This window comes from Martinezella tropici, assembly GCF_003287875.1.
Lineage (GTDB): Bacteria > Pseudomonadota > Alphaproteobacteria > Rhizobiales > Rhizobiaceae > Rhizobium > Rhizobium tropici_C.
Genome location: NZ_QMKK01000011.1, coordinates 120,002 through 138,066, shown reverse-complemented (window position 1 = coordinate 138,066; position 18,065 = coordinate 120,002). Strand labels below are relative to the sequence as shown.

18 protein-coding genes are annotated in these 18,065 nt (G+C 60.9%); 15 read left to right on the top strand and 3 right to left on the bottom strand.

The features are described 5' to 3' along the window. Positions 1–166 precede the first annotated feature (166 nt). Genes hisB through coaA form a run of 7 tightly spaced genes read left to right on the top strand, consistent with a single transcriptional unit; the run spans position 167 to position 4,834 of the window. Positions 167–775 carry an imidazoleglycerol-phosphate dehydratase HisB gene (gene hisB / locus DQ393_RS00780; RefSeq protein ID WP_112339923.1) on the top strand — a complete coding sequence of 203 codons (609 nt, stop codon included), beginning with the start codon at positions 167–169 and terminating at the stop codon, positions 773–775. 23 nt (positions 776–798) lie between these two features. After that, positions 799–1,296, top strand: coding sequence for a DUF2628 domain-containing protein (locus tag DQ393_RS00775; RefSeq protein ID WP_112339922.1), 498 nt, complete (start codon positions 799–801; stop codon positions 1,294–1,296). A gap of 2 nt (positions 1,297–1,298) precedes the next feature. Then, entirely contained in the window at positions 1,299–1,949 is a 651-nt protein-coding gene (gene hisH / locus DQ393_RS00770; protein ID WP_112339921.1) for an imidazole glycerol phosphate synthase subunit HisH, read from the top strand. Positions 1,950–1,974: 25 nt separating this feature from the next. Continuing rightward, entirely contained in the window at positions 1,975–2,718 is a 744-nt protein-coding gene (hisA, locus tag DQ393_RS00765) for a 1-(5-phosphoribosyl)-5-[(5-phosphoribosylamino)methylideneamino]imidazole-4-carboxamide isomerase (protein WP_112339920.1), read from the top strand. Next, positions 2,715–3,503: an imidazole glycerol phosphate synthase subunit HisF gene (gene hisF / locus DQ393_RS00760; protein WP_112339919.1), complete on the top strand. Its 789-nt coding sequence runs from the start codon at positions 2,715–2,717 to the stop codon at positions 3,501–3,503. Before hisA ends, hisF begins: the two co-directional genes overlap by 4 nt. Positions 3,504–3,516: 13 nt before the next feature. Continuing rightward, positions 3,517–3,831, top strand: a complete 315-nt coding sequence (locus DQ393_RS00755) for a phosphoribosyl-ATP diphosphatase (protein WP_112339918.1) — start codon at positions 3,517–3,519, stop codon at positions 3,829–3,831. 7 nt (positions 3,832–3,838) lie between these two features. Further along, positions 3,839–4,834 (top strand): type I pantothenate kinase, encoded by a 996-nt coding sequence (coaA, locus tag DQ393_RS00750; protein ID WP_112339917.1) that lies wholly within the window; start codon positions 3,839–3,841, stop codon positions 4,832–4,834. Positions 4,835–4,837: 3 nt separating this feature from the next. Here coaA and DQ393_RS00745 read toward each other — a convergent pair whose 3' ends face one another. From DQ393_RS00745 to DQ393_RS00735, 3 genes are all read right to left on the bottom strand, one after another. Further along, positions 4,838–5,446, bottom strand: a complete 609-nt coding sequence (locus DQ393_RS00745) for an alpha-ketoglutarate-dependent dioxygenase AlkB (protein ID WP_112339916.1) — start codon at positions 5,444–5,446, stop codon at positions 4,838–4,840. Positions 5,447–5,738: 292 nt separating this feature from the next. Further along, positions 5,739–6,173, bottom strand: a complete 435-nt coding sequence (gene arfB / locus DQ393_RS00740; RefSeq protein WP_112339915.1) for an alternative ribosome rescue aminoacyl-tRNA hydrolase ArfB — start codon at positions 6,171–6,173, stop codon at positions 5,739–5,741. Positions 6,174–6,294: 121 nt separating this feature from the next. Next, positions 6,295–7,905, bottom strand: coding sequence for a phosphoenolpyruvate carboxykinase (locus DQ393_RS00735; RefSeq protein ID WP_112339914.1), 1,611 nt, complete (start codon positions 7,903–7,905; stop codon positions 6,295–6,297). Positions 7,906–8,256: 351 nt separating this feature from the next. Between DQ393_RS00735 and DQ393_RS00730 the strand changes: the two genes are divergently transcribed. The 8 genes from DQ393_RS00730 (at position 8,257) to tsaE (ending at position 18,050) form a co-directional block, all read left to right on the top strand. After that, positions 8,257–8,988 carry a response regulator transcription factor gene (locus DQ393_RS00730; protein WP_210209400.1) on the top strand — a complete coding sequence of 244 codons (732 nt, stop codon included), beginning with the start codon at positions 8,257–8,259 and terminating at the stop codon, positions 8,986–8,988. 84 nt (positions 8,989–9,072) lie between these two features. Then, positions 9,073–10,866, top strand: coding sequence for a sensor histidine kinase (locus tag DQ393_RS00725; protein ID WP_181592263.1), 1,794 nt, complete (start codon positions 9,073–9,075; stop codon positions 10,864–10,866). Between the two features lie 8 nt (positions 10,867–10,874). Next, positions 10,875–11,339, top strand: a complete 465-nt coding sequence (locus DQ393_RS00720) for an HPr kinase/phosphorylase (RefSeq protein WP_112339911.1) — start codon at positions 10,875–10,877, stop codon at positions 11,337–11,339. Positions 11,340–11,479: 140 nt separating this feature from the next. Further along, on the top strand, positions 11,480–11,881 hold the full coding sequence (locus DQ393_RS00715) for a PTS sugar transporter subunit IIA (protein WP_015338202.1): 402 nt from the start codon (positions 11,480–11,482) through the stop codon (positions 11,879–11,881). Positions 11,882–11,900: 19 nt separating this feature from the next. Next, on the top strand, positions 11,901–12,176 hold the full coding sequence (locus tag DQ393_RS00710; protein ID WP_112339910.1) for an HPr family phosphocarrier protein: 276 nt from the start codon (positions 11,901–11,903) through the stop codon (positions 12,174–12,176). 179 nt (positions 12,177–12,355) lie between these two features. Next, complete coding sequence (ahcY, locus tag DQ393_RS00705; protein ID WP_112339909.1) at positions 12,356–13,756, top strand: adenosylhomocysteinase; 1,401 nt, start codon at positions 12,356–12,358, stop codon at positions 13,754–13,756. Between the two features lie 206 nt (positions 13,757–13,962). After that, on the top strand, positions 13,963–16,542 hold the full coding sequence (locus DQ393_RS00700) for a PAS domain-containing sensor histidine kinase (RefSeq protein ID WP_112339908.1): 2,580 nt from the start codon (positions 13,963–13,965) through the stop codon (positions 16,540–16,542). Beyond that, a complete protein-coding gene (gene tsaE, locus DQ393_RS00695; protein WP_112339907.1) occupies positions 16,539–18,050 on the top strand; it encodes a tRNA (adenosine(37)-N6)-threonylcarbamoyltransferase complex ATPase subunit type 1 TsaE in 1,512 nt (503 codons plus the stop codon). The genes DQ393_RS00700 and tsaE overlap by 4 nt, the downstream gene beginning before the upstream one ends. The last annotated feature ends 15 nt before the right edge of the window (positions 18,051–18,065 follow it).

The window sequence follows — 18,065 nt, the reverse complement described above, 5'->3', positions numbered from 1 at the left end:
TATCGGCCCCGTCAGCACCTATGTAAGAGGGGTTTTGGCGATTGCAAATGGCAACCGCGCCCGAATAATGGCGGCAAGCCGGCTAAACGCGTAAGGCCTTTGCGTAACTTCTGGATATTTCCCGATACGCCTGATAAGGAACGGCCGTATTCCGATGGAGCAGCCCATGGCAGAGACCGCAGCGACCCGCACGGCAAGCGTTTCCCGCAAGACCAACGAGACCTCGGTCTCCGTTTCCGTCAATATCGACGGCAGCGGCAAATCGACGATTTCGACGGGGGTCGGCTTCTTCGACCATATGCTGGAACAGCTGTCGCGACATTCGCTGATCGACATGGACATCGACACCAAGGGCGACCTGCATGTCGACGATCACCATGCCGTCGAAGATACCGGCATCGCGATCGGCCAGGCGATCGCCAAGGCCCTGGGCGACCGGCGCGGCATCACCCGCTATGCATCGATCGATCTCGCCATGGACGAGACGATGACGAAGGCGGCCGTCGATCTTTCCGGTCGGCCCTTCCTCGTCTGGAACGTCTCGTTCAGCGCCCCGAAGATCGGCACTTTCGACACCGAACTGGTACGCGAATTCTTCCAGGCCTTAGCGCAGAATGCCGGCATCACCTTGCATATCCTCAACCATTATGGTGCCAACAATCACCATATAGCCGAGACATGCTTCAAGGCCGTTGCGCGCGCACTGCGCACCGCAACCGAGATCGATCCGCGGCAGGCAGGCCGGGTGCCCTCGACGAAAGGCACGCTCGCCTAAGCCCCAAACTGGGGAAGTGAAGAATGGCAAGCTATCTGATTTTGACGCCTCCCGGAGCAACGAACCGGTCCGAAGCATCGGATCGGTATCGCGATCACACGCGATTTATCCGCGACGGCTTTTCGTGGACGGCGTTTTTGTTTCCGACGCTCTGGATGCTCTTTCATCGGCTGTGGCTGCACGCGATCGCTGCGTTTTTGCTGCAGGGTATTGCGCTGGAACTGATGCGTCAGCCGGGCTTCTTTGCCGCTGGAGCCGCACTTCTGCTGGGCGTGCATGTCCTTGCGGCTCTTGAGGGCCGGCATGCGGTCAGCAGTCGTCTCCTTGGCCGCGGCTGGACGGTTGAAAACCTCGTCTCGGCACACGATCTGACGACCGCAGAAGAAATCCACTTTTCACAGCTAGAACAGGCGCCAAACCCGAATATCCATTCGAAAAATTGGGATATCTCGGCCACCAACACGAATACCAGCCGCCCAGGCCCGAGCTTCGGCCTTCCCGGCTATGATGGAGGACGCTGACCATGCGCGTCGCGATTATCGATTATGGTTCCGGCAATCTGCGCTCGGCCACCAAGGCTTTCGAGCGGGCGGCCCGCGAGGCAGGTATAGACGCCGAGATCGATCTGACTGACGATGCCGAGCGCGTCGCAACTGCGGATCGCATCGTTCTTCCCGGCGTCGGCGCCTATGCCGATTGCCGCCGCGGTCTCGATGCCGTGCCCGGCATGACAGAAGCGGTCATCGACGTTGTGGAACACAAGGCCCGCCCCTTCCTCGGCATCTGCGTCGGCATGCAGCTGATGTCGTCGCGCGGGTTGGAAAAGACCATCACGAAAGGCTTCGGCTGGATCAAGGGCGACGTCAAGGAAATGACGCCGAGCGATCCCAGCCTGAAAATCCCGCAGATCGGCTGGAACACGCTGGATATCCGCCACCCGCACGCGCTCTTCGAGGGGATCGAGACCGGGCCTAATGGCTTGCACGCCTATTTCGTCCATTCCTACCATCTGGCCGCCGACCACGGCGACGACGTTATCGCGACGACGAACTATGGCGGCCCGATGACGGCCTTCGTCGGCCGAGACAACATTGCCGGCGCGCAGTTCCATCCGGAAAAGAGCCAGAAACTCGGCCTTGCCCTGATTGCCAATTTCCTGCGCTGGAAGCCATAAGGCTCGCGCTCCAAGGACAGACACCATGATACTTTTTCCCGCTATCGACCTAAAAGACGGCCAATGCGTGCGCCTCAAGCTCGGCGACATGAGCCAAGCGACAGTCTACAATCCCGATCCCGGCGCTCAGGCGAAAGCCTTTGAAGACCAGGGCTTCGAATGGCTGCATGTCGTCGACCTCAACGGCGCCTTTGCCGGCGAGACCGTGAACGGTGCCGCCGTCGATGCCATTCTCAAGGCGACCAAAAACCCGGTGCAGCTGGGCGGTGGCATCCGCACCCTCGATCATATCGAAAACTGGCTGTCGCGCGGGCTTGCCCGCGTCATCCTTGGCACGGTCGCCGTGCGCGATCCGGCGCTCGTTATCGAAGCCTGCCGGCGGTATCCGGGCCATATCGCCGTCGGCATCGACGCCAAGGGCGGCAAAGTGGCGGTCGAGGGCTGGGCCGAGGCTTCCGAACTCGGCGTCATCGAACTCGCGAAAAAATTCGAGGGCGCCGGCGTTGCCGCGATCATCTATACCGATATCGACCGCGACGGCATTCTGACCGGTATCAACTGGGACTCGACTTTGGAACTGGCCAATGCCGTTTCCATCCCCGTCATCGCCTCCGGAGGCCTCGCCTCGCTCGACGATATCAAGCGCATGATCCAGCCCGACGCCCGCAAACTGGAGGGTGCGATTTCTGGCCGCGCTCTTTATGATGGCCGGATCGATCCGACGGAAGCACTGGCGCTGATCAAGCAGGCCAAGGAGGCAGCGCAATGACCCTGAAAGCCCGCGTCATCCCCTGCCTCGACGTCAAGGACGGCCGCGTCGTCAAGGGCGTCAACTTCGTCAATCTTGTCGATGCCGGTGATCCCGTCGAGGCCGCCAAGGCCTATGACACGGCCGGCGCCGACGAACTCTGCTTTCTCGACATCACCGCTTCCTCCGACAATCGCGACACCATCTTCGACGTGGTGGCCCGCACAGCCGAACAGTGCTTCATGCCGGTCACGGTCGGCGGCGGCGTTCGCACGATTGCCGATATCCGCAAGCTGCTGCTTTGCGGCGCCGACAAGGTTTCGATCAATTCGGCGGCGGTCAACAATCCCGATTTCGTGGCCGAAGCGGCCGACAAGTTCGGCAACCAGTGCATCGTCGTTTCCATCGATGCCAAGCGGCGGCGCACCGAGGCACTCGGCGGCGACAATCTGAGCGCCTGGGAAATCTACACCCATGGCGGCCGCAACGCGACGGGCATCGACGCCGTCGATTTTGCCCGCAAGATGGTCGAGCGCGGTGCCGGCGAGCTGCTTGTCACCTCCATGGACCGCGACGGCACGAAGGTCGGCTATGATCTGGAGCTGACGCGGGCGATCGCCGATGCGGTACGCGTGCCCGTTATCGCGTCAGGCGGCGTCGGCGATCTCGACGACCTCGTCGCCGGCGTCAAGGAAGGCCATGCGACGGCGGTGCTCGCCGCTTCGATCTTCCATTTCGGCACCTATTCGGTGGGCGAGGCAAAACGCTACATGGCCGAGCGCGGCATTCCGATGCGGCTGGATTAGGAGACAGCAAGCGATGAGCGGATTTACCCTTTCCGACCTCGAACGAATCGTCGAGGAACGCTCCAAGGCTTCGCCGGACGAATCCTGGACAGCGAAGCTTGTTGCCGCCGGCCAGCCGAAGGCAGCGAAGAAACTGGGCGAAGAAGCGATCGAGGCCGTGATGGCAGCGGTCACCAACGATCGCGACAATCTTACCTATGAGGCCGCCGATCTGCTATATCATCTTATGGTCGTATTGAAGATTGCGGACATTCCGTTAGAGAATGTCATGGGTGAGCTCGAAAGGCGCACCAGTCAATCCGGCCTTCAAGAGAAGGCAAGCCGGTAAGAACGCGATGACGACAGCGACCAAGACCGAGCCGGCACACGAGACGCTCGATATTTTCCAGGCGAAAGCCTATTCGCCCTATTATTTCTTTTCCTCGGAAGAATGGGCGAAATTCCGCGCGGACACGCCGCTGACGCTGACATCAGACGAAGTGAAGCGGTTGCGCTCCATGGGCGACCCGATCGATCTCGACGAAGTCAGGCGCATCTATCTGTCGCTGTCGCGGCTCTTGTCCTCGCATGTGGAATCCTCGCAGATCCTGTTCGAGCAGCGCAATCGCTTCCTCAGCCTTTCCGATATCGCCAAGACGCCCTTCGTCATCGGCATCGCGGGATCGGTCGCTGTCGGCAAATCCACCACGGCCCGTATCCTGAAGGAACTGCTGGGCCGCTGGCCGTCGAGCCCGAAGGTCGATCTCGTCACCACGGACGGCTTTCTCTATCCCAATGCCGAGCTGCAGCGCCGCAACCTGATGCAGCGCAAGGGTTTTCCGGAGAGCTACGATACGGCAGCGCTGCTGCGTTTCCTCTCGGCGATCAAGGCCGGCCAGCCGAATGTGCAGGCGCCCTCCTATTCGCACCTCGTCTATGATGTGCTGCCGAACGAATTCAAGACGGTCGACCGCCCGGATATCCTGATCTTCGAAGGCATCAACGTGCTGCAATCGCGGCATCTGCCGGCTGACGGCAAGATCGTACCCATGGTCTCGGATTTCTTCGACTTCTCGATCTATATCGATGCCGACGAAGAACTGATCCACAATTGGTATGTCGCCCGTTTCATGCGGCTGCGCGAGACGGCCTTCCGCGATCCCAATTCCTTCTTCCATCGCTACGCCTCCATCAGCGAGGACGAGGCGCTGGCGATCGCCGAGGGGCTGTGGAAGAACATCAACCTGAAGAACCTGCGCCAGAACATCCTGCCGACGCGGCCGCGTGCCGACCTCATCCTGCAGAAGGGCAGGAATCACCTGATCGAGCAGGTGGCGTTGAGGAAGCTTTGAGGATCAGGGCTGGACGCGCCTAAGGGTAAGATTGATCCGTCCGCCGTTCTTCAGCAATGTCGACGTTGCCGGATAGATGCGGTCGACACCGTGAAAGCACAATCTTCCCTCACCGCCCAGAACGACGATATCGCCGCTCGCAAGCTTGAAGGATAGCGTGCGATCATTGCGGCTGAGGCCACCGACCCGGAAGAGGCAAGTGTTCCCCAGCGAGATCGAGAGCACAGGCGCCTTGAGATCCTGCTCGTCACGGTCCTGATGCAACCCCATGCGGGCATCGTCGCCATAGAAATTGACGAGGCAGGCCTCCGGAGGTTTTTCATAGCCTGCTATATTGCGCCAGAAATCGAGCAGTTGTGGCGGTATGGCCGGCCACGGGCGGCCGGTGATCGGATGGGTCGACTGATAACGATAGCCGCGCTGCTTGTCCGTCACCCAGCCGAGCGAACCGCAATTGGTCATGCGGACGGACATTTCCTTGCCGGTGCCCGGCATGACCGGAGTGTAGAGCGGCGCCTCGGCCACGACGCCGCGGATCGCTTCAACCAAGGCTTCCTGGGCGGGGCGGTCGAGATATCCGGGCAGATGGCGAATTCCGTTGGGGAGCAGCATTTTGGTTTCCTACGATGATGCCGGTCAGGTGAGCGGTCATTGCCGAACTATTGTGCCTGGCCCCTCACCCCAGCCCTCTCCCCGCAAGCGGGGCGAGGGGATCCATCGTGTCCGACGCCAACTCGTCACGAGCAGAGAGCTTTCGTTGTTTAGCGCTGTCGTCCCTTCTCCCCGCATTGCGGGGAGAAGGTTAGGATGAAGGCCCAGGCACAGAGTTACGGCAACGCCGAACTTGCCTGACAAAGCCTCATTTTACCCAACCAAATCAAAACTGCAGCCCGAAAACCAAACCTTAGTCGCCGCCGACCTTGCCGCGCATCTTCTTGACCTCGGAGCGCCCGGATTTCTCCTTCAATCGGCGCTCGATCGACCCCTTCGTCGGCTTGGTCTTTCGGCGCGGCGGTGGCGGCGGGGCGGCAGCTTCGAGGATCAGCTCCTTCAGGCGTTCGCGCGCGTCCTCGCGATTGCGATCCTGGCTGCGGAAGCGGCTGGCCTCGATCATCAGAACGCCATCCTTGGAAACCCGCCGGCCGGCGAGCCTGATCGCATTCGCCTTGACGCGCTCCGTCAGCGACGGGGAATTCTGGACGTTGAAGAAAAGCTGGACAGCGGTTGCGACCTTGTTAACGTTCTGACCGCCGGGACCGCCCGCCAGAACGAATTGTTCCGTCAGCTCCCAGCCGGCAATCGTGATCCGATCGTTGATGTAAAGCGCTTCGCTGGCCATGATTTTCTCCGCGCCTGTCTATCCCACATTGATGCGCGGTTGAAAACTACTGACAGATAAAATGAAAACCCGGCGAACTGGCCGCCGGGTTTCACGTGAGTCATTGCTCCGGTGAGATTACTTACTCCGCTGCAACCGGGATCCCCGGAGCGGCATCACGGACGTTGCCGTCCACATGATCCTCGAACTTCGCGAAGTTGGTGACGAACATCTGCACCAGCTTGCTGGCCTGCGCATCATAGGCTTCGCCATCGGCCCAGGTGGAGCGCGGGTCGAGGATCGCGGTATCGACGCCGTCGACCGCGACCGGAACCGCAAAGCCGAAATTCGGATCGATGCGGAATTCGACATTGTCGAGATCGCCCTTCAGGGCGGCAGCGAGCAATGCACGGGTTGCCTTGATCGGCATGCGGCTTCCCTTGCCGTAGGCACCACCGGTCCAGCCGGTGTTGACCAGCCAGCAACGGGCACCGTGGCGTGCGATCAGCTCCTTGAGGAGGTTGCCGTATTCGGCCGGATGGCGCGGCATGAAGGGAGCGCCGAAGCAGGTCGAGAAGGTCGCTTCCGGCTCGACGACGCCCTTCTCCGTACCGGCGACCTTGGCGGTGTAGCCGGATAGGAAGTGGTACATCGCCTGATCCGGCGTCAGTCTGGCGATCGGCGGCATGACGCCGAAAGCGTCTGCCGTCAGCATGATGATCGTCTCGGGATGACCGGTGATGCCGGATTCCGAAGCATTCGGGATGAAATGCAGCGGATAGGCGCTGCGGGTGTTTTCCGTCAGCGAACCGTCATCGAGATCCGGCCGGCCATGCTCGTCGAGCACGACATTTTCCAGGACGGTGCCGAAGCGGCGCGTCGTGGCGTAGATCTCCGGCTCGGCCTCGGGCGACAGGCGGATGGTCTTGGCGTAGCAGCCGCCTTCGAAATTGAAGATGCCGTTTTCGCCCCAGCCATGCTCGTCATCACCGATGAGGGTGCGGGTCGGATCTGCCGAGAGTGTCGTCTTGCCCGTGCCCGACAGGCCGAAGAAGATCGCAGCATCGCCTTCGGGGCCAACATTGGCCGAGCAATGCATCGGCATGACGCCGCGTTCCGGCAGGAGGTAGTTCAGGACGGTGAAGACCGATTTCTTCATCTCGCCGGCATAGGAAGTGCCGCCGATGAGGACGATACCGTTGACGAGATCGCAGGCGATCACCGTTTCCGTGCGGCAGCCATGGCGCTCCGGATCGGCGCGGAAGCTCGGCAGGTCGATGATCGTCAGCTGCGGCACGAAGCTTTCCAGTGCCGCGCGATCGGGGCGGATCAGCAGATTACGGATGAACAGCGAGTGCCAGGCGAATTCGGTGATGACGCGCGTCGGCAAAGCATAGTCGACGTCGGCGCCGCCGATCAGATCCTGCACGAACAGGTCCTTGCCGCGGGCATGGGCCAGCATGTCCTCATGAAGCAGCTCGAAATGCTCCGGCGACATCGGCTTGTTGTTATCCCACCAGATCTGATCTTCCGTGGTGGCATTGCGCACCACGAACTTGTCCTTCGGAGAACGGCCGGTGTGCTGGCCGGTCAAGGCCCTGAGCGCGCCATCGGCGGTCAGATCGGCTTCGCGCCGGCGAATCGCTTCCTCATAAAGATGAGCTTCCATGAGGTTATAGCGAACACTGGCGGCGGCTCCCAGGCCGATCGATCCCAGTTCCGTTGCGGGATTGCGAACGCCGAATTGCTCCATCACTTTTTCCTCTACAAAGGGGCTTGGCCGTTAGAACTAACTAAAGCGTAGAGGGCTCTTTTTAAAAGCACAAGAGCCATAAGCGAGAAATATTTAATGATATCAGTTATTTAATCGATTTAAATAAATTTCCTCAATTTTAAATCGTTTGAATAGAGGGTGGAGGGACGTCACGTCACACAACCCCTGCACAAGGGTTTTTCCTCGCGACAATCCTCCCCTTTATCTTTGCCACAATTTGTTCCACCTTTATCCCCATAAGCGCGCCAGGTTACCGCCGACCGAGCTGGCAGACCGCCTGGGCTGGATTCCAAATCCGGGAGACGCGCACTGATGACGGAGACGAACACCATGTTGACAATCGCGCTCGTTGACGACGACCGCAATATCCTGACTTCCGTTTCTATCGCCTTGGAAGCAGAGGGATATAAGGTAGAGACCTACACGGACGGAGCTTCGGCGCTGGACGGCCTGCTGGCCCGGCCGCCTCAACTGGCGATCTTCGACATCAAGATGCCGCGCATGGACGGCATGGAGCTGTTGCGTCGACTGCGCCAGAAATCCGACCTGCCGGTGATCTTCCTCACCTCGAAGGACGAAGAGATCGACGAACTTTTCGGCCTGAAGATGGGCGCTGACGACTTCATCACCAAGCCGTTTTCGCAGCGCCTGCTGGTCGAACGCGTCAAGGCGGTGCTTCGCCGTGCCTCCGCCCGCGAAGCCGCAAATGCTGCCGGCGGCAATGCCGTTGCGAAGCCAGGGGCTGCCCAGCAGGCCCGTTCTCTGGAGCGCGGACAGCTCGTCATGGACCAGGAACGCCATACCTGCACCTGGAAGGGCGAGCCAGTGACGCTCACCGTCACCGAGTTCCTCATCCTGCATTCCCTTGCCCAGCGCCCGGGCGTGGTCAAGAGCCGCGACGCGCTGATGGACGCGGCCTATGACGAGCAGGTCTACGTCGACGACCGCACGATCGATAGCCACATCAAGCGGCTACGCAAGAAATTCAAGATGGTCGACCTCGATTTTGATATGATCGAGACGCTGTATGGCGTCGGCTACCGCTTCCGCGAAGCTGCATAAGAGTTAACTGGACCATACGGCGGACGATGGAATAAGAGCATGCGGACGGGATCGCCGATCCCGTTCTTCGAAAGGGCCGTTGGCTTGGCGCAGCTGGTGCAGGACAGAGAGATAGACGACTCGGAAAGCCCGAGCGGCGCTCGAATCGCGCGCCGGCGCTGGACCCATCCCTTCGTTCTGATCCGCCGCATCTTCGGCAATGCCGTCTTTTCGAGCCTGACGCGGCGCATCCTGTTTTTCAATCTAGCGGCGTTGGTCGTCCTCGTCGGCGGCATTCTCTACCTCAACCAGTTCCGCGAAGGCCTGATCGATGCCCGCGTTGAGAGCCTGCTGACGCAGGGCGAGATCATCGCAGGCGCCGTCTCGGCTTCGGCATCGGTCGACACCAATTCCATCACCATCGATCCGCAGAAGCTGCTGGAACTGCAGGCGGGCCAGAGCATCACGCCGGTTCCGAACGACGAGGATCTGGAATTCCCGATCGATCCGGAGAAAGTGGCGCCGGTGCTGACACGGTTGATCTCTCCGACGCGCACCCGCGCCCGCATCTTCGATGCCGATGCCAACCTGCTGCTCGACAGCCGCCATCTTTATTCGCGCGGCCAGGTGCTGCGCTACGACCTGCCGCCGGTCGACGACGAGAAGCAGAGCTGGTCCGACTGGTTCAGCGGTTTGCTCAACAAGATGCTGCAGCCGGGCAACCTGCCCGTATACAAGGAAGCGCCAGGCGGCGACGGTTCCATCTATCCGGAAGTCATGAACGCGCTGACGGGCGTGCGCGGCGCTGTTGTCCGCACCACGGAGAAAGGCGAGCTGATCGTTTCGGTCGCTGTGCCGATCCAGCGCTTCCGCGCCGTGCTCGGCGTGCTGCTGCTGTCGACCCAGGCCGGCGATATCGACAAGATCGTCCATGCCGAGCGCCTGGCGATCATGCGCGTCTTCGGCGTCGCGACGCTGGTCAACGTCGTTCTGTCGCTGCTTTTATCCTCCACCATCGCCAATCCGCTGCGCCGGCTTTCGGCGGCTGCCATCCGCGTGCGTCGCGGCGGGGCGAAGGAGCGCGAGGAGATTCCGGATTTCTCAGCCCGCCAGGACGAAATCGGCAACCTGTCGATCGCGCTGCGCGACATGACCTCGGCACTCTATGATCGTATCGATGCGATCGAGAGTTTTGCCGCCGATGTCAGCCATGAGCTCAAGAACCCGCTGACATCGCTGCGCAGCGCCGTTGAGACGCTGCCGCTTGCCAAGAGCGACGATTCCAAGAAGCGGCTGATGGATGTGATCCAGCATGACGTTCGCCGCCTTGATCGCCTGATCAGCGATATCTCCGATGCATCGCGCCTCGATGCCGAGCTTGCACGTTCGGATGCCAAGTCGCTCGATCTGGAAGTATTGCTGCGCGACATGATCGAGATTTCCAGACAGGTCGGCCACAGCAAGAAAGCCGTCGAGATCGACTATATCGTCGACCGCAAACCGGGCAACAGGGCGAACTTCTCCATCGACGGTCACGACCTGCGCATCGGCCAGATCGTCACCAATCTCATTGAAAATGCGCGATCCTTCGTCCCGGCGGAAACCGGCAAGATCACCGTGCGGCTGACGCGGACGCGGACGCGCTGCGTCATCTATATCGAAGACAATGGTCCCGGCATTCAGGCCGAAAACATCGACCGCATCTTCGAACGCTTCTACACCGACCGGCCCGAATCCGAAGGTTTCGGGCAGAATTCCGGCCTCGGTCTCTCGATCAGCCGGCAGATTGCCGAGGCGCATGGTGGGTCGCTGCGCGCCGAGAACATCGTCGACAGCGACGGCTCGACGCTGCTTGGCGCCCGCTTCATCCTGTCGCTGCCCGCCCGGACGACGGCGTGAGCGCTCGCATGGCCGGCGAAGCGACCAATATCCACGCCACTGCAATCGTCATCGGTACGACCGGGCTTCTGTTTCTCGGCCCCTCGGGCAGCGGCAAATCCACTCTTGCCTTCTCATCCCTGGCGGCAGCCAGGCCGCTCGGGCTTGCCGCGAGCCTGATCGCAGACGACCGAGTGCTGATCACAGAACAGAATGGCTCCGTTCTCGCGAAATGCCCGCCCTCGATCGCGGGGCTCATGGAAATCCGCTATACCGGTATCGTTCGGATGCCTTATATTTCCGAGGGCGAAATGCACTTTGCCATCCGCCCGGTCGACCCGGAATCGGCGGAAAGGCTGCCACCGGAGGACGAGCAGGTCGATATTACCGGCTCCATCCGGTTGCCCCTGATCCGCGTGGCCGCAACCTCCGCGAATCCGCTGGCCATAATAATGGCGAAAATCGGCGCGAGTTTCGGCCAATCGGCCATTTAGGCCCGTACAGGCACATAAATCCTATATTTTAAGCTTGCACTTCGCCTTTTCATGGCCAAGATGTCCCCCCACCGGTGGACGACATTGCTGCATTGCGATATGGGCCACCTGTTTGCGTATGCCATGGGAGCAGTAATATCATGATTGGACTTGTGCTTGTCACTCATGGCAAGCTGGCTGAAGAGTTTCGGCATGCCGTCGAGCATGTCGTTGGTCCGCAGAAGTTCATAGAGACGGTATGCATTGGTCCCGAAGACGACATGGACAAGCGGCGGCAGGACATTCTGCAGGCCGTTGCCGGTGCGGATGACGGGCATGGCGTCATCATCCTCACCGACATGTTCGGCGGCACTCCTTCCAATCTCGCAATCTCCGTCATGAATAGCGGCCACACCGAGGTCATCGCTGGCGTCAATCTGCCGATGCTGATCAAGCTTGCGGGCGTGCGCGGCGACAACAACATGGAAAGGGCCTTGGTGGAAGCTTCGGAGGCCGGGCGCAAATATATCAACGTGGCCAGCCGTGTGCTCAGTGGCAAATAACGAGGCAGACACCGCCCCCATGACCGAGCTTTCCCGGGAACTCCTGATCGTCAACAAACGGGGCCTGCACGCCCGTGCGTCGGCAAAATTCGTGCAGACCGTCGAAGCCTACGACGCTGCGATTACCGTCTCGAAGGACGGCACGACGGTTGGCGGCACCTCGATCATGGGCCTGATGATGCTGGCAGCCAGCCCCGGCTGCAGCGTGCTGGTGACGGCAAGCGGCAATCAGGCCGCCGAAGCGCTCGAAGCGCTCGACCAGCTGGTTGCCAACAAGTTCGGCGAGGAAATCTAAGCCCTGCCTGCAGTTGCCAACTGGATATAAAGACATAAAGACTTCTTTATATCATCATTGATTTCCCACCTGAAGCCTGCTACACGGCATCATCCACACGCTGTCAGCGTGCAATTCTTGTTGCATTCGGCCTAGGCGTTGCCCGCGGCGCGATTGCATCGTTCAGGCTGGAGACCTTCATGAGCACTGAAAAGGACTACATCGTCGCGGATATCGGCCTTGCCGACTATGGTCGCAAGGAAATCGCAATCGCCGAGACCGAAATGCCCGGCCTGATGGCCTGCCGCGCCGAATTCGGCGAAGCGCAGCCGCTGAAGGGCGCGCGGATCACCGGCTCGCTGCACATGACGATCCAGACGGCCGTTCTCATCGAGACGCTGGTGGCCCTCGGCGCTCAGGTGCGCTGGGCATCGTGCAACATCTTCTCCACGCAGGACCATGCCGCCGCGGCCATCGCCGCTTCCGGCGTCCCGGTCTTCGCCGTCAAGGGCGAGAGCCTGGAGGACTACTGGACCTATACCGACAAGATCTTCCAGTGGGCCGATGGCGGCCTCTCCAACATGATCCTCGACGACGGCGGCGACGCCACGATGTACATCCTGCTCGGCGCCCGTGCCGAAGCCGGCGAGGACGTGCTCTCCCATCCGCATTCGGAAGAAGAGGAAATCCTCTTCGCACAGATCAAGAAGCGCCTGCAGGCAACGCCGGGCTGGTTCACCAAACAGCGTGACGCCATCAAGGGCGTGACCGAGGAAACCACCACCGGCGTCAACCGCCTCTACCAGCTCAGCCAGAAGGGCCTGTTGCCCTTCCCGGCGATCAACGTCAACGACAGCGTCACCAAGTCGAAGTTCGACAACAAATACGGCTGCAAGGAATCGCTCGTCGACGGTATCCGCCGCGCCACCGACGTGATGATGGCCGGCAAGGTCGCCGTCGTCTGCGGTTACGGTGACGTCGGCAAGGGTTCTGCCGCTTCGCTCTCCGGCGCCGGCGCCCGCGTCAAGGTCACGGAAGTCGACCCGATCTGCGCCCTGCAGGCCGCCATGGACGGCTATGAAGTCGTTCAGCTCGAGGACGTCGTTTCCTCGGCCGACATCTTCATCACCACGACAGGCAACAAGGACGTCATCCGCATCGACCATATGCGCGCGATGAAGGACATGGCGATCGTCGGCAATATCGGCCACTTCGACAACGAGATCCAGGTTGCCGCCCTGCGGAACCTGAAGTGGACGAACATCAAGCCGCAGGTCGACATGGTCGAGTTCGCCAAGGGCAACCGCATCATCCTGCTGTCGGAAGGCCGCCTCTTGAACCTCGGCAACGCCACCGGCCACCCTTCCTTCGTCATGTCGGCCTCTTTCACCAACCAGACGCTGGCGCAGATCGAGCTCTTCACCAAGCCCGGCCAGTACAAGAACGAAGTCTACGTGCTGCCGAAGCACCTCGATGAAAAGGTCGCTCGCCTGCATCTTGCCAAACTCGGCGTCAAACTGACGGAGCTTTCCGAAGAGCAGGCTTCGTATATCGGCGTGACGCCGAAGGGTCCGTTCAAGTCCGACCACTACAGATACTGATTATAAAAAACAGTATCCACAACATCTTGTGGCCCTGGCATTGACAAAGTGCCGGGGCTTATTTTTTAGCCAGCTCCCTTCCCGCCGATTTCCTTAGGCAGTATTGTTTTTACACTTGATTCGTGACGAACCGGGCCCACCCGGAGCCATGAAAATGGGATGTCTTGTCAGGATGCGGCACATTATAGGACGGAGACAGACCTCTTATGTTTGAAGGGGAAGACAACCTGCATCAACCAGCGCTACACCGAGTGGCGGCGCGGTTGCAGCGGGGTAGTTCATATCGGCTATCGGCAAAAACGAAGCAGGGCAAAGGTCGGCTGGCGCGCCTGAGCCGCTTGCTGCGGCTCAGCGTTTTCGGCGGCCTCGTGACCGGTCTGGCAGGTCCCGTTCTCGCGCAGAGCAACAGCGCCGCGCAGGCGAGCATGCGTCTCTTCACCTCATCCGAAATGGCTGTCTTCTCTGTCATCATCGGCGTCATTTCCGCCGCGCTCCTCTCGACCATGTGGATGGTCCGACAGCGCGGCAACATGGAAAGCGAAAGCCGCGAGATCCGCACGGCCCTTTCGGACGCAAACCAGCGCATTTCGCAATATCAGGCGCTGATTGCCGACAAGAACCGCCGCATCGTCATCTGGGACGGCCCGAATGCGCGGCCCGAACTGCTCGGCCAGCTTCCGGTCGAGACCGGCGCGCCGCAGGACAACGAATTCCTGGCCTTTGGCCGCTGGCTGAAATCATGGTCGGCCGGCGAACTCGACAAGGCGATCGACAAGCTGCGCGGCAGCGGCCAGAGCTTCGACATGGTGGTCGAAACCAATCGCGACGAGATCCTGGAGGCACAGGGCCGCATTTCCGGCGGACGCGCCTTCGTCCGCTTCATCGCGCTCAACAATCTGCGTGCCGAACTCGCCGAGCTGAAGATCGAGCGCGACCGGCTGATGACCTCGATCTCCACCTTCCAGAGCCTGCTTGATGCCATCGACCTGCCGGTGTGGCAACGCGATACCGAAGGCAAGCTCACCTGGGTCAACCAGGCCTATAGCGAAGCGGTGGAAGCCGTTTCCGCAGAAGAGGCACTCCGCGAGGGGCGCGAATTCCTGACGACGGTGGCCCGCGAACGCATTCGTGCGGCGGCCACGCCGGAATCGCCCTTCCACGACAAGATCTCCACTGTCGTGCACGGCAACCGCACCTTCTTCGATGTCGTCGATGTCAGGGCTCCGAACGGATCGGCTGGTATCGCCATCGACGTGTCCGAGGCGGAATCCGTTCGCGCGGAGCTCGCGCGCACGCTGAAGAGCCACGCCGAAACGCTCGACCATCTGGCGACGCCGGTTGCGATTTTCGACGGCGAGCGGCGGCTGCAATTCTACAATCAGGCTTTCGTCCAGCTTTGGGAGCTCGACATAGCATTTCTGGAAAAGCGGCCCGACAATAGCGAGCTTCTGGACCGGCTGCGCAGCGCCAAGAAGCTGCCCGAGCAGCTGAACTGGAAGACATGGAAGGACGACGTCCTTTCGGTCTATCGCGCACTCGATACACAGGCCGATCTCTGGCACCTACCCAACGGCCAGATTCTCCGGGTCTTCGCCACGGCGCATCCGCAGGGTGGCGCCACCTGGGTATTCGAGAACCTGACCGAGCAGGTCGATCTCGAAACGCGTTACAACACGCTGGTCAAGGTTCAGGGCGAAACCATCGACCACCTTTCCGAAGGCGTCGCCGTTTTCGGCCCCGATGGCCGCATCCGACTGTCGAACCCGGCATTCCGCATCCTCTGGAACATCACCGAGGCACAGGCAAAGCCCGGAACGCATATCCAGGCTCTGGCGGAGGCGTGCGCGCCTTCCTACGACCGGACGGACGGCTGGAAGCGGTTTGCCGAGCAGATCACCAGCTTCGACGACGAGCGGCCTTCATCGCAGGGCACACTCGAGCTTTACTCCAATCTCGTGCTCGACTACGCCGTCATTCCATTGCCGAATGCGCAGACCATGCTGACCTTCGTCAACAAGACCGACAGCGTGCGCGCCGAGCGCGCCCTGACCGAGAAGAACGAGGCGCTGCTCAAGGCCGACGAGCTGAAGAACGATTTCGTCCAGCACGTCTCCTACGAGCTACGTTCACCGCTGACCAACATCATCGGCTTCACTGACCTCCTGAAGACGCCGGGCATCGGCGCATTGAACGAGCGGCAGGCCGAATATATCGACCATATCTCGACCTCGTCTTCCGTACTACTGACGCTGGTCAACGACATTCTCGACCTCGCGACGGTCGATGCCGGCATTATGCGGCTGAACTATTCCGAGATCGTGCTCAACGATCTGCTCGATGAAGTATCGATGCAGATCGCCGACCGGCTGCAGGAAAGCGGCGTGATGCTTGAGATCACCGTGCCTGCCCATCTCGGCTCCATCGTCGCCGACCAGCAGCGGCTGAAGCAGATCCTGCTGAAGCTCCTGACCAATGCCGCCAATTTCGCGCCCGAGGGGTCGACGATCTCGCTTAAATGCGGACGCGAGGGCATGGATTTCGTCTTCTCGGTCTCAGACAGAGGTCCCGGCATTCCGGAAGAGCTGCTTCACACGGTCTTCAACCGCTTCGCCTCCGGCGGCAAGGGCGGCAAGCGCAGCGGTGCAGGCCTTGGCCTTTCCATCGTCGAAAGCTTCGTCAGCCTGCATGAGGGCGAGGTTTCCATCGAAAGCCAGGCCGGCAAGGGGACGATGGTGACCTGCCGGATCCCTTCGGCTGAGTTGCCCCATTCCGTCGCAGCAGAATGACAGCCTCCGGCAGCAGCATTTCCCTCTTCCTCGCAGATGATACGGCCACAGCCCAGCTCGGCGAAGATCTGGCACTGGCCTTGAAGGCCGGTGACTGTCTGGCACTGTCGGGCGATCTTGGCGCGGGCAAATCCTCGCTCGCACGCGCGCTGCTGCGAGCCATGGCGGACGATGCCGAACTGGATGTGCCGAGCCCGACCTTCACGCTGGTGCAATTCTATGAGTTGCGCATCCCGGTCTCGCATTTCGACCTCTATCGCCTCGGCGATCCGAGCGAATTGACGGAGCTCGGCTTTGACGAGGCCCTGCAGACCGGTATCTGCCTCGTCGAATGGCCGGAAATGGCCGACGGAGAACTGCCGAATGAGCGCGTGGACCTCAAGCTCACGCATGAGGGCGAAGGGCGGCGCGCCGCAATCACGGCACCGGCCAAACAGATGGCGCGCATCGAGCGCGTGCTAGCCATCCGCACCTTTCTCGATTCGCATGGCTATCGCAGTGCTCATAGGCGCTTCCTCACGGGCGATGCCTCGCTGCGTGCCTATGAGTCCATCTATCCCAAGGACGGTGGCGGCCGCGTGATCCTGATGGATTGGCCACGCCTGCCGGAAGGGCCGGCCGTGCTCGACGGCAAGCCTTATCCGAAGGTCGCGCATCTGGCCTGGGATGCCTATCCTTTCGTTGCGGTCGCCAATATCCTGCGCGAGAACGGTTTCGCTGCGCCGGAAATCTTCGCCGCCGACTACGACCAGGGCATTCTTCTGATCGAGGACCTCGGCACCGGCGGCGTGCTCGACGCCGAGGGAAAGCCTATTGCCGAACGCTATCGTGCCAGCGTCGCCTGCCTTGCGCATCTGCACGGCCTTTCGATTCCCCGCGATATTCCAGTCACGCCCGATCACGTCCATCACATTCCGGATTTCGACCGGACCGCGATGAAGATGGAAGCGCGGCTGTTGCTCGACTGGCATCTGCCCTGGAAGCGGGGCGCGCCGGCAAGCGACGAGGAACGGGCCGACTATCTGACGATCTGGGACAAGTTGATAGATCAGCTCGATGACGCGGAAACGAACCTGCTGCTGCGCGACATGCATTCGCCGAATATCATCTGGCGGGCGCATGAACAGGGCATAAAGCGTATCGGCCTCATCGATTTCCAGGACGCGATGATCGGGCCGACCTCCTATGACGTCGCTTCGCTGGTGCAGGATGCGCGGGTGACGATCGAGCGCGATCTGCATGACCAGCTGATGGCGGACTATCTCGCACTTCGCCATGCCCAGGGCGGCTTCGACGAGGCTAGATTCCTGAAGAGCTGGGCGATCATGTCGGCGCAGCGCAATTGCAAGCTCGCTGGCCTCTGGGTGCGGCTCTTGCAGCGTGACGGCAAGCCAGGCTATCTGAGGCATATGCCGCGCACGCTCGCCTATCTCGCCATAGCCTTCGAGCATGAAGCGCTCGCACCTTTGCGCGAATGGTGCGAGAAGGCGGGGATCGGCGGGGTTTGAGTTATGGATATTTTG

Bases quoted from the DNA above. Each gene is read 5' to 3' on its own strand.
- DQ393_RS00715 (WP_015338202.1), top strand. From the start codon at position 11,480: ATGATTGGACTTGTGCTTGTCACTCATGGCAAGCTGGCTGAAGAGTTT.
- tsaE (WP_112339907.1), top strand. From the start codon at position 16,539: ATGACAGCCTCCGGCAGCAGCATTTCCCTCTTCCTCGCAGATGATACG.
- DQ393_RS00735 (WP_112339914.1), bottom strand. From the start codon at position 7,905: ATGGAGCAATTCGGCGTTCGCAATCCCGCAACGGAACTGGGATCGATC.
- ahcY (WP_112339909.1), top strand. From the start codon at position 12,356: ATGAGCACTGAAAAGGACTACATCGTCGCGGATATCGGCCTTGCCGAC.
- DQ393_RS00745 (WP_112339916.1), bottom strand. From the start codon at position 5,446: ATGCTGCTCCCCAACGGAATTCGCCATCTGCCCGGATATCTCGACCGC.
- DQ393_RS00730 (WP_210209400.1), top strand. From the start codon at position 8,257: ATGTTGACAATCGCGCTCGTTGACGACGACCGCAATATCCTGACTTCC.
- DQ393_RS00700 (WP_112339908.1), top strand. From the start codon at position 13,963: ATGTTTGAAGGGGAAGACAACCTGCATCAACCAGCGCTACACCGAGTG.
- coaA (WP_112339917.1), top strand. From the start codon at position 3,839: ATGACGACAGCGACCAAGACCGAGCCGGCACACGAGACGCTCGATATT.
- hisA (WP_112339920.1), top strand. From the start codon at position 1,975: ATGATACTTTTTCCCGCTATCGACCTAAAAGACGGCCAATGCGTGCGC.
- hisF (WP_112339919.1), top strand. From the start codon at position 2,715: ATGACCCTGAAAGCCCGCGTCATCCCCTGCCTCGACGTCAAGGACGGC.
- hisB (WP_112339923.1), top strand. From the start codon at position 167: ATGGCAGAGACCGCAGCGACCCGCACGGCAAGCGTTTCCCGCAAGACC.
- DQ393_RS00755 (WP_112339918.1), top strand. From the start codon at position 3,517: ATGAGCGGATTTACCCTTTCCGACCTCGAACGAATCGTCGAGGAACGC.
- DQ393_RS00710 (WP_112339910.1), top strand. From the start codon at position 11,901: ATGACCGAGCTTTCCCGGGAACTCCTGATCGTCAACAAACGGGGCCTG.
- DQ393_RS00775 (WP_112339922.1), top strand. From the start codon at position 799: ATGGCAAGCTATCTGATTTTGACGCCTCCCGGAGCAACGAACCGGTCC.
- hisH (WP_112339921.1), top strand. From the start codon at position 1,299: ATGCGCGTCGCGATTATCGATTATGGTTCCGGCAATCTGCGCTCGGCC.
- arfB (WP_112339915.1), bottom strand. From the start codon at position 6,173: ATGGCCAGCGAAGCGCTTTACATCAACGATCGGATCACGATTGCCGGC.
- DQ393_RS00720 (WP_112339911.1), top strand. From the start codon at position 10,875: ATGGCCGGCGAAGCGACCAATATCCACGCCACTGCAATCGTCATCGGT.